Raw genomic sequence first — 1126 nt, forward strand, 5'->3', positions numbered from 1 at the left:
ACAAAAACGGGCGGCTTCGCTCAGCGTCGTTCAGGCTTCGCGCTGCGCGACATCAGCTCCCTGAGCGCGACGACCGGCGGCTTGCCCTCGTGCACGATGCCGACGACCGTCTCGGCGATCGGCATGTCGACGCCGTGCCTGCGAGCCAGATCCAGCACGGACTCGCAGGACTTGACGCCCTCGGCGGTCTGCCGGGTGACCGCGATGGTCTCCTCCAGGGTCATGCCCTTGCCGAGGTTGGTGCCGAAGGTGTGATTGCGCGACAGCGGCGAGGAGCAGGTGGCGACCAGGTCACCGAGACCGGCGAGACCGGCGAAGGTCAGCGGGTCGGCGCCGAGGACGACCCCGAGCCGCGCGGTCTCCGCGAGGCCCCGGGTGATCAGCGAGCCCTTGGCGTTGTCGCCGAGCCCCATGCCGTCCGCGATGCCGACGGCGAGCCCGATGACGTTCTTCACCGCGCCGCCCAGCTCGCAGCCGACCACGTCGGTCTCGGTGTACGGCCGGAAGTACGGCGTGTGGCAGGCCGCCTGGAGCCGCCGGGCCACGGCCTCGTCGGCGCAGGCCACCACGGCGGCGGCGGGCATCCGGGCGGCGACCTCGCGGGCCAGGTTGGGCCCGGTGACGACGGCGACGCGCTCCGGGCCGACCTTGGCGACGTCCTCGATGACCTCGCTCATCCGCATCGCGGAGCCGAGTTCGACGCCCTTCATCAGGGAGACGAGCACGGTGTCCGGGGCGAGCAGCGGAAGCCACTCGGCGAGGTTCTGGCGCAGGGTCTGGGAGGGGATGGCGAGGACGGTGAACTCCGCGTCGCGCAGCGCCTCGGCGGCGTCCGCGGTGGCCCGCAGGTTCTCCGGGAGCTCCACACCGGCCAGGTAGTCGGGGTTGATCCGGGTGGAGTTGACCGTCTCGGCCAGCTCGGGCCGCCGGGCCCACAGGGTCACGTCGCAGCCGGCGTCGGCGAGCACCATGCCGAAGGCAGTGCCCCAGGAACCGGTGCCCATGACGGCCACCCGCACAGGCGTGCTCACTTGCTCTGCTCCTCTTCCTGCGCGACCTTGGCCTGCGCCTGCGTACGGCGCCGCTGCTCGATCCGCTCGCGGCGCGGGTCGTAGGGCGTCTCGGG

General features: G+C 72.3%; 1 protein-coding gene. It reads right to left on the reverse strand.

The window, feature by feature from the left end; all coding sequences use genetic code 11:
- Positions 1–20 precede the first annotated feature (20 nt).
- Positions 21–1031 (reverse strand): NAD(P)H-dependent glycerol-3-phosphate dehydrogenase, encoded by a 1011-nt coding sequence (locus ABTZ59_RS37235; protein WP_111585548.1) that lies wholly within the window; start codon positions 1029–1031, stop codon positions 21–23.
- Positions 1032–1126: the final 95 nt, after the last annotated feature.

The sequence above is a fragment of the Streptomyces sp. NPDC094034 genome (genome assembly GCF_040303865.1).
Lineage (GTDB): Bacteria > Actinomycetota > Actinomycetes > Streptomycetales > Streptomycetaceae > Streptomyces.